Origin of the sequence: Mycobacterium sp., assembly GCF_965230835.1 — a bacterium.
Lineage (GTDB): Bacteria > Actinomycetota > Actinomycetes > Mycobacteriales > Mycobacteriaceae > Mycobacterium.
Genome location: NZ_CBDDLW010000002.1, coordinates 4,902,448 through 4,911,367 on the forward strand (window position 1 = coordinate 4,902,448; position 8,920 = coordinate 4,911,367).

An 8,920-nucleotide genomic window follows, 5' to 3' on the forward strand; every position below is an offset into this window, starting at 1 on the left:
GGTGGGGGTGGCAGTAAAGATGGGGATAGCAGTAAAGGCGGGGATATCAGTTCAGTTGACTATAAAGATGTAGATCCTAGACTAATTGCCACATACATCGGGAAAATGAAGGGAGTAAGCAAGGATCTCGAATGGACTATTACAAACACGTCAAAGGGTTCCGGCGGGGCGGCATGGGGCGCAGGTGGCGTCTTAGGACTGGTGTAAAAACGCTGGGCGCATGTTCCTGGTGGTCATGTTGCGCGGCGGTGGTGTCGGTCGTGGTTGTTGTGGTGGGGGGATGCAGTGGGCGGGGTGGCTCGAGCAGTTGGTGGCGTAGTTCTTGGAGGTGGCGGCTGGTCGCTGATGTTTGGGTGACTCCGCGCCAGCCGCGGCTGGCGCGGTCGAGGACGGCCCATACCAGCGACAGACAGCTGGTTTTGCCGGGTAGGCGGCCGATGACCTTGACCCGGCGACGGGATTCTCCGAAGGTGCGTTCGATGAGGTTGGAATGGCGGATGCGTGTCCAGTGTTGGCGGGGGAAGCGCAAATGCACGCTCAGCGAGGCGAAGTCGTTGGCCAGGCAAGCGACCGCGGCTGGGTAGAGCCCGCGGTATGTGGTGGTGACCTCCTCGGCGCGGCGGGTGGCTTCATCCACGGCCTGCTGGCCGGGTGGCTGGTCAATGTCATCGAAGATCGACCAGAACGCGGCTTTGATCTCGTCCTGGACCGCGACAGGTGTCTTGGCGATGACGTTACGGCAGCGATGGATCAGACACCGCTGACGCAGGCTTGCCGGAAACGTGGTCTCCCATGCGGCGATCAGGCCCGGCGCCCCGTCGGAGATGCCCAGTAGCGGCGGGCGTAGTCCCCGGTTCCTCAGGTCAGCCAAGAAGTCGGCCCACGCATCAGCCGACTCCGCTGCGGCTGGGGCCAGCCCAATAAACAGGGGCTTGCCGTCGGTGCAGATGCCCCAGGCGGCCAGCACCGGCTCGGCCGGGGCGTTGGGATGCATCCGAAAGTTCGAGGCATCCAAGAACAGGTAGTCCAACACCAGCTCATCAAGGCGTCGAGACGACCACGCAGCGAACTCGTCTTTGATGGCCGCACAAATCCGGCTCACCGTCGAGCGCGACAACGCCGCCTGCGAGCCCAGCACCTCGGCCAACGCGGCCTCGATGTCGCGATCCGACAAACCGCGCACCCATCCCGAAATCACCAACGCCTCCAGAGCGTGGGTGCGCGTCACCCCGGCACCGAATAGCCGCGAACAGAACCGCTCGTCGGTGTCGCGTAGTTTCGGGCGGCATAATTCGACCGAGCCCATCGTGGTCTTCACCGTCGCCGGCGGTTGATACCCATTGCGGTACCCGCCCGGGCCGTCCTGAACCCGACGCTGGTGACGGGCTCGGCCCAACACTGCTTCTACCTCGGCCTCCACGGCGACCTGAAACACCAGACGCACCGATAACCGCCCGACCTCCTCCAAAATCTCGGTCAACGGCCGCTCGGTCGCGGCGAACAACTGATCCATCTCAACACGCACACGCTCAATCGGCGATACTCGCTTGGTCACGGGCGTAGCCCCTCCTTCATAGCTTTCGTCGGTTGCGACGGAACCTACGCCCGTGACCATTTACACCAGCGATGAGACGCGACCGGGGCGCATATAGTGGCGATGATGGCACTATAGTCAATTGGATAATTCGCTTGCCACAGTACGGCGGATGGACCGTTCACGATACCGCCTCGTCTGCACACAAGCAACTTGCCGATGCGATCGACAAAACCGTGGCGGACTTGACCTCTAGTCTTGATAAATTGATGGAACAATGGCAGGGAACTCCAATACCTCATATTAAGAGTTCGATGGAAACGTTCATCTCCAGCGTTCAAACTCTCGCACATTCAGTACGTACGGCTTCTGAAATTCATTCCAGACAATCGCAAATCTTTAAAGAACTGTATTCCTATTCCAGCGAAAAAAATAGCTATACATTACAACCTTCCGGCCCAGATGTGGGCCAATGGCGCTTTGTTCCCTCAGCCTATGAAATGAACTGCTTACATAAAATATTCGCTGGCGGATCATGGTACGACTGGTTAAGCCCTTGTGGCGTGTTCCCCGTGAATGAGTCCAGCTTGTTTTAGAGTCTCGTGGCCCTAAACGTGGGCTGGAAGGGACAAGGAAATGGCTGGTCGTAAGAGGTATGCCGCCGAAGACATTGTGCGCAAGCTGCGCCGAGCTGATGAGCTGGCCGCCGGCGGCAGCTCCGGTGAGCAGATCGCTGCCGAGCTGGGGGTATCGGCGGCCACCCTGTACAACTGGCGCCGAGCCTACGGGGGAATGGATCTCGATGCGGCCCGCGAGCTCAAGGAACTGCGCGAGCAAAACGGGCGGCTCAAACGGCTGTTGGCCGAGGCCGAGCTCGTCAAAGACGCCCTACGTGAGGTGGCCAAGGGAAAATTTTGAGCCCAGCCGCCAAACGCCGCGCCGTGGACATGCTCACAGAAGTCAAGGGCATCTCAGAACGGTTGGCGTGCCAAGCGGTTGGGCTGGCCCGCTCAACCTACCGACGTGTCCGTATCGACCAGACCCCGGCGGACCCGGATGCCGATCTGCGGGCCTGGCTGCGTTCCTACGCCCGCAAACACCCCTGTCACGGGTTTCGCCGTGCGTGGTCGGCGTTGCGCTACGACGAGCATCACCAGGTCAACAAGAAGAAGATCCACCGGCTGTGGCGCCAAGAGGGACTGCAAGTCGCCGTCCGCTCCCCACGCAAACGTGGTGGTGTGCCCTCAGTGCCGCCGATCATCGCCGATGCCCCCAAGGTGGTGTGGGCGCTGGATTTTCAGTTTGACTCCACTATCGACGGCAGGTCGGTCAAGATCGCCTCGATGCTCGATGAGCACACTCGCGAGTCGCTGCTGGACATGACCGCACGCTCCATCACCGCCGAGGCGCTGGTCGACGAGCTCGAGCGAGTGTTCACCACTGCCGGGGGTCCGCCCACGGTGCTGCGCATGGACAACGGGCCGGAGCTGATTTCTCAAGCGTTGCAGCAGTTTTGCGACGGAAAAGTCGGGCTGACCTATATCCCCCCAGGTCAGCCCTGGAAAAACCCCTACATTGAATCCTTTAACAGCCGCTTACGAAAGGAGTGTCTGAACCGCAACTACTGGACTGACCTGCTCGAAGCCAAGGTGGTGATCAGCGATTTCAAACACGAGCACAACCACCGCCACCGCCACTCATCGCTGGGTTATCGCACTCCGGCCGAATACGCTGCCCAATGCAGCCACACCCATCACCCCATAGCCTGCGACATCAACTAAAATCCAGATCAACAACAACCTGGCTCTAATTCCAGGTGGACCCGATATCGGGGACCAGCCACTCTCACAGATCACAACTGGGCTCCACACCCCTACTTGCCGCACATGCCTCACGTGCCGGACAACGAGAAAGATTGAACAACAAGCGCTTTCGCACAATCAAGTACAGATAACCTATGCCACCGAACTAGCCAACGCCGATGTCAACGTCTACACACTGCGCGACCTCCTCGGCCACGCCTCCATCGCCACATCCCAGCGCTACATCGAAGCCGCCGGCGCCGACACAAAAACAGCAGCCGCCAAAAACCCCCTCTACCAAATCCTCACCGACATCATTCCCGAACGCCGCGCCGTAGAGCCGTAGTGAAGTCAAGTCGGTCCGGATCACCACTGGTACGCACCACAGCCCGCTTGGTCATGTTGGCCAGAAATGTCCAGCCATTAGGCAGTACGCGCCCGGCACGATCAACGCGATTGACCTGAAAATATCCCGGATGATCCGGTACCAGACGTGCCGCCAACGGAAGAAAGCGCGTTTCCGGGGCCCGTTGCCGAACCAACGCTACCGCCGCAGCAGCACCAGCATCCTTGTCCGTACCAACAGTCTCAGCACTCATCAAAATCAGCCACCCTTCCCGATACGCGCGACGATACCGGCCGACCTCGATTTCGCTTGGGATGCCGAGAGTTTCGGGCCGCGCGTGTTCATCTGCTCCGACCGCACTGGTGTTTGCCGCTAGATCCAGTACGCCTGTATCCAACCACCGCACGCCGGGGGCAGCTGCCGGTTGACCGCAGTGCCCAACTCAAGTGACGATCACGATGTAGATAGCATCCCACTACCGAAACGCGGGTCGGGTTACCATGAGAGTTCTTGTGCTTGGAAACCTGTTCGGACGGAAGCAATTCGCTTGTAATCACGGTCTCGGTGCAACACGCCGGCCTGGTGGTGAATCGCAGTTTCGGCGATGAATAAGTCGGGAATTGGCGTTCGGTGCCACATGCCGTGGTGGTGAGCAAGGTCGCGCTGGAGTCGGTGGACTCGGTCGAAGATATCAGCGGGCACCGGGAGGAACTGATATGCGTGCAGCGACGCTAGCTGGTTGTCGTAGTCGGTCGCCGACCGGGCCGAATACAACCATTCGAGTTGGCCCATATCGCAGATGGCGAGGTCGGCTAGATCGATGCCGGCCGGGAGTGTGTCACCAGCGAGGAGTCGCACGTGGGCACTCTTGTCGAGAATCCACGTGGTCAACGCCACGCCTGATCTGACAGCAGCACATCTACGTCTACGTGATCACCGGCATGGGCAATGTGCTCAACAATCCGTTGCCGCCGCGCGGCGGCAGACTCATCAGCTGCGGCCACCAGTTGACGGAGTGCGTGTTCGACCGTTGCACGCAATGTGTCCCCGGTGACAGCCTGGGCCGCGCCCACAAGATCCTCATCCAACTCGATCGTGGTCCTCTTAACAGGCATATGTAGATAGTACATGTACTATATGTACATATAATGCTCGCGTCCGCACTCCGGCCTGAGGCACCTTCGCCGGGTTCCCAATAGCCGACACGCGAACCGGACGTTCCTCTAGCGCAACAGCATTGAGCTACTTCGTCCGGTTTTCGAGGGGGGAGGAGGCGGATATCTAGCATGGGATACATGCCCGCTGCGGGAGAACTGGTGCGCTGTACAAGCGGAGGCTGGATGGTTTTTCCTCCGTCACGTTGCCAGGCGGGCCACCGACTGCGCCCCAACAACGTGCGCGTCGTCCCCACACCAGCCATGCGGATGCGGCGGCCACACCACGTGGGCGTGCGCCGAATACGCCTCCGTAGAGTACAGTCCACCGCTCGCGAACTGCCAACCGTTGGACGGCGCCGCAGCCGTCAGATAAATCGGGAACCCGGCGGGCGATAATCCATTGGGCTGCGCGACACAACCGTCACAGTGACGTATTGTCCTGCCCCGGCTCTGATTTGAAATCTTCGACCGCTGCTCAGCCAAATACATCACAAACCATTACTGAGGTTGTCCCGGGTCTACCTCCGCGAAACGCCTTTGTTACTTATGCCTTTCATCGGCATTGACCGCGCATCTACTTAGACGCGGCTGTCGGGATCGAGCTACCTGGATCGAAAAGCCCGGCGCGTCGTTGTGACGGTGGCGTCTTAGGACTGGTGTAAAAACGCTGGGCGCATGTTCCTGGTGGTCATGTTACGCGGCGGTGGTGTCGGTCGTGGTTGTTGTGGTGGGGGGATGCAGTGGGCGGGGTGGCTCGAGCAGTTGGTGGCGTAGTTCTTGGAGGTGGCGGCTGGTCGCTGATGTTTGGGTGACTCCGCGCCAGCCGCGGCTGGCGCGGTCGAGGACGGCCCATACCAGCGACAGACAGCTGGTTTCGCCGGGTAGGCGGCCGATGACCTTGACCCGGCGACGGGATTCTCCGATGTCGGCGGCAACTGAATACTGACCAGTGGGCGGCAATTGAAAATTGACCAGCTTCCTAGAGTGCCTTGGCTATGTGTCAAGGAGGAGGCAGGTGTTGAACGTGGAGGATTGGGCTGAGATTCGCCGGTTGCGCCGGTCGGAGCAGTTGCCGATTGCCGAGATTGCGCGGGTGATGGGTATTTCGCGGAATACGGTGAAGTCGGCGTTGGCTTCTGATGGGCCGCCGAAGTATCGGCGTGCGGTGAGGGGTTCTGTTGCTGATGAGGCCGAGCCGCGGATTCGGGAGTTGTTGGCGGCCTATCCGCGGATGCCGGCGACGGTGATTGCTGAGCGGATCGGTTGGTCGTATTCGATCCGCACACTGAGTGGGCGGGTGCGTGAGTTACGGCCACTGTATTTGGCGCCGGATCCGGTGTCACGGACGACGTATGTGGCCGGTGAGGTCGGGCAGTGTGACTTCTGGTTTCCCGATGTTGTGGTGCCGGTGGGGTATGGCCAGGTTCGTAGGGCGGCGACGTTACCGGTGTTGACCATGGTGTGTGGGTATTCACGGTGGGCTTCGGCGCTGTTGATTCCGACACGCGCTGCCGAAGACTTGTATGCCGGTTGGTGGCAGCATCTTTCGACGTTGGGTGCGGTTCCACGGGTGTTGGTGTGGGATGGTGAGGGCGCGGTCGGGCGGTGGCGGGCACGCCGACCAGAGTTGACCCCGGCATGTCAGGCTTTCCGCGGGACCTTGGCCACCACGGTAGGGATCTGTAAACCCGCTGATCCTGAGGCCAAGGGTCTGGTTGAACGGTTCCATGACTATTTGGAGCGGGCGTTTTTGCCGGGGCGGGTGTTTGGCTCCCCAGCCGATTTCAACATCCAGTTGCAGGCCTGGCTGGTGGGGGCCAACCACCGCCAGCATCGGGTGCTGGGATGCCGGCCAGCAGATCGCATCGCCGCCGATACCGCAGCGATGCTGGCATTGCCGCCGGTTGGGCCCAGCATCGGATGGCGACGCTCAACGCGGTTGCCTCGCGATCATTACGTGCGCCTCGACAGCAACGATTACTCGGTGCATCCGGCCGCGATCGGCCGCCGTATCGAGATCATCGCAGATCTAAACCGGGTGCGGGTCTGGTGTGACGGCACGCTGGTCGCCGACCACGACCGGATCTGGGCCAAACATCAAACGATCAGCGATCCCGAACATGTCCAGGCCGCGAAACTGCTGCGGCGCAAACGGCTCGAGGTTGTTGGTCCACCGCATCACGTGGAGGTCGAACAACGCCGTCTCGCTGATTACGACGCCTTGTTGGGCCTTGACGGGCCGGTGGCGTGATGGCTGCCAAGACCGCGACCAGCAGCCGTGATGTCACCGCCGAGCTGGCGTATCTGACCCGGGTGTTGAAAGCCCCGACGCTGCGTGAGGCCATCGAACGTCTCGCTGAGCGCGCCCGAACCGAAGCGTGGAGCTATGAAGAATTCCTCGCGGCGTGTCTGCAGCGTGAGGTGTCGGCTCGGGAATCTCACGGCGGCGAAGGGCGCATCCGCGCTGCCCGCTTCCCATCACGTAAATCGTTGGAAGAGTTCGACTTCGATCATGCCCGCGGTCTCAAACGCGACATCATCGCCCATCTGGGCACCCTGGACTTCGTCACCGCTAAAGACAACGTGGTGTTCCTCGGCCCACCAGGGACCGGCAAGACCCACCTGGCGATCGGGATTGCGATGCGCGCTTGTCAAGCAGGTCACCGCGTTGCGTTCGCGACCGCTTCGCAATGGGTTGATCGTCTTGCTCGCGCCCATCACAACAGCACCCTGCAAGCCGAATTGGCGCGGCTGGCCCGCTACCCCCTGCTGGTTGTCGATGAAGTCGGCTACATCCCGTTTGAACCCGAAGCCGCCAATCTGTTCTTCCAACTCGTGTCGTCGCGTTACGAACGGGCCAGTCTCATCGTCACCTCGAATAAGCCCTTCGGGCGGTGGGGCGAAGTGTTCGGCGACGACGTAGTCGCCGCCGCCATGATCGACCGACTCGTCCATCACGCCGAAGTCATCGCCCTCAAAGGAGACAGCTACCGCATCAAAGACCGAGACCTCGGCCACACCACCACAGCCGAGGACCAATGAAACCAAGCTGGTCAATTTTCGATTGCCGAAACCTGATCAGTTTTCACTTGCCGTTGACACTCCGAAGGTGCGTTCGATGAGGTTGGAATGGCGGATGCGTGTCCAGTGTTGGCGGGGGAAGCGCAAATGCACGCTCAGCGAGGCGAAGTCGTTGGCCAGGCAAGCGACCGCGGCTGGGTAGAGCCCGCGGTATGTGGTGGTGAACTCCTCGGCGCGGCGGGTGGCTTCATCCACGGCCTGCTGGCCGGGTGGCTGGTCAATGTCATCGAAGATCGACCAGAACGCGGCTTTGATCTCGTCCTGGACCGCGACAGGTGTCTTGGCGATGACGTTACGGCAGCGATGGATCAGACACCGCTGACGCAGGCTTGCCGGAAACGGTCGCGTCTCATCGCTGGTGTAAATGGTCACGGGCGTAGGTTCCGTCGCAACCGACGAAAGCTATGAAGGAGGGGCTACGCCCGTGACCAAGCGAGTATCGCCGATTGAGCGTGTGCGTGTTGAGATGGATCAGTTGTTCGCCGCGACCGAGCGGCCGTTGACCGAGATTTTGGAGGAGGTCGGGCGGTTATCGGTGCGTCTGGTGTTTCAGGTCGCCGTGGAGGCCGAGGTAGAAGCAGTGTTGGGCCGAGCCCGTCACCAGCGTCGGGTTCAGGACGGCCCGGGCGGGTACCGCAATGGGTATCAACCGCCGGCGACGGTGAAGACCACGATGGGCTCGGTCGAATTATGCCGCCCGAAACTACGCGACACCGACGAGCGGTTCTGTTCGCGGCTATTCGGTGCCGGGGTGACGCGCACCCACGCTCTGGAGGCGTTGGTGATTTCGGGATGGGTGCGCGGTTTGTCGGATCGCGACATCGAGGCCGCGTTGGCCGAGGTGCTGGGCTCGCAGGCGGCGTTGTCGCGCTCGACGGTGAGCCGGATTTGTGCGGCCATCAAAGACGAGTTCGCTGCGTGGTCGTCTCGACGCCTTGATGAGCTGGTGTTGGACTACCTGTTCTTGGATGCCTCGAACTTTCGGATGCATCCCAACGCC

General features: G+C 60.9%; 9 protein-coding genes and 2 pseudogenes. 5 read left to right on the plus strand and 6 right to left on the minus strand.

The genetic code is table 11. The features are described from left to right. Positions 1-250: 250 nt before the first annotated feature. Positions 251-1,513, minus strand: a pseudogene (locus ACO07W_RS22335) (IS256 family transposase); the annotation flags it as partial. 113 nt (positions 1,514-1,626) lie between these two features. Between ACO07W_RS22335 and ACO07W_RS22340 the strand changes: the two are divergent. Both ACO07W_RS22340 and ACO07W_RS22345 read left to right on the plus strand, forming a co-directional pair. After that, entirely contained in the window at positions 1,627-2,130 is a 504-nt protein-coding gene (locus ACO07W_RS22340; protein ID WP_421845730.1) for a hypothetical protein, read from the plus strand. A gap of 40 nt (positions 2,131-2,170) precedes the next feature. Further along, positions 2,171-3,315, plus strand: a protein-coding gene (locus ACO07W_RS22345; protein ID WP_421840069.1) for an IS3 family transposase whose coding sequence is annotated in 2 segments (ribosomal slippage) — positions 2,171-2,438 and positions 2,438-3,315 — 1,146 coding nt in all. Because the reading frame shifts where the segments join, the coding sequence is not laid out codon by codon here. A gap of 335 nt (positions 3,316-3,650) precedes the next feature. Here the strand turns inward: ACO07W_RS22345 and ACO07W_RS22350 are convergent. The 4 genes and pseudogenes from ACO07W_RS22350 to ACO07W_RS22365 all read right to left on the minus strand — a co-directional run. Next, entirely contained in the window at positions 3,651-4,079 is a 429-nt protein-coding gene (locus ACO07W_RS22350; RefSeq protein ID WP_421845731.1) for a hypothetical protein, read from the minus strand. 98 nt (positions 4,080-4,177) lie between these two features. Next, positions 4,178-4,573, minus strand: a complete 396-nt coding sequence (locus ACO07W_RS22355) for a PIN domain-containing protein (RefSeq protein WP_421845732.1) — start codon at positions 4,571-4,573, stop codon at positions 4,178-4,180. Continuing rightward, on the minus strand, positions 4,570-4,797 hold the full coding sequence (locus tag ACO07W_RS22360) for a type II toxin-antitoxin system VapB family antitoxin (protein WP_421845733.1): 228 nt from the start codon (positions 4,795-4,797) through the stop codon (positions 4,570-4,572). The genes ACO07W_RS22355 and ACO07W_RS22360 overlap by 4 nt, the downstream gene beginning before the upstream one ends. A gap of 735 nt (positions 4,798-5,532) precedes the next feature. Next, a pseudogene (locus tag ACO07W_RS22365) lies at positions 5,533-5,760 on the minus strand (IS256 family transposase); the annotation flags it as partial. Between the two features lie 94 nt (positions 5,761-5,854). On the opposite strand from ACO07W_RS22365, the gene istA reads away from it, so the two are divergent. Then, positions 5,855-7,090, plus strand: coding sequence for an IS21 family transposase (istA, locus tag ACO07W_RS22370; protein ID WP_421839994.1), 1,236 nt, complete (start codon positions 5,855-5,857; stop codon positions 7,088-7,090). Continuing rightward, positions 7,090-7,881, plus strand: a complete 792-nt coding sequence (gene istB / locus ACO07W_RS22375) for an IS21-like element helper ATPase IstB (RefSeq protein WP_421839995.1) — start codon at positions 7,090-7,092, stop codon at positions 7,879-7,881. The genes istA and istB overlap by 1 nt, the downstream gene beginning before the upstream one ends. Before the next feature lie 36 nt (positions 7,882-7,917). Here istB and ACO07W_RS22380 read toward each other — a convergent pair whose 3' ends face one another. Beyond that, on the minus strand, positions 7,918-8,292 hold the full coding sequence (locus ACO07W_RS22380) for a transposase (protein WP_421845734.1): 375 nt from the start codon (positions 8,290-8,292) through the stop codon (positions 7,918-7,920). Positions 8,293-8,386: 94 nt separating this feature from the next. Here ACO07W_RS22380 and ACO07W_RS22385 point away from each other — a divergent pair. Further along, the coding region (locus ACO07W_RS22385; protein ID WP_421846173.1) for a transposase at positions 8,387-8,920 on the plus strand (534 nt) is incomplete at its 3' end.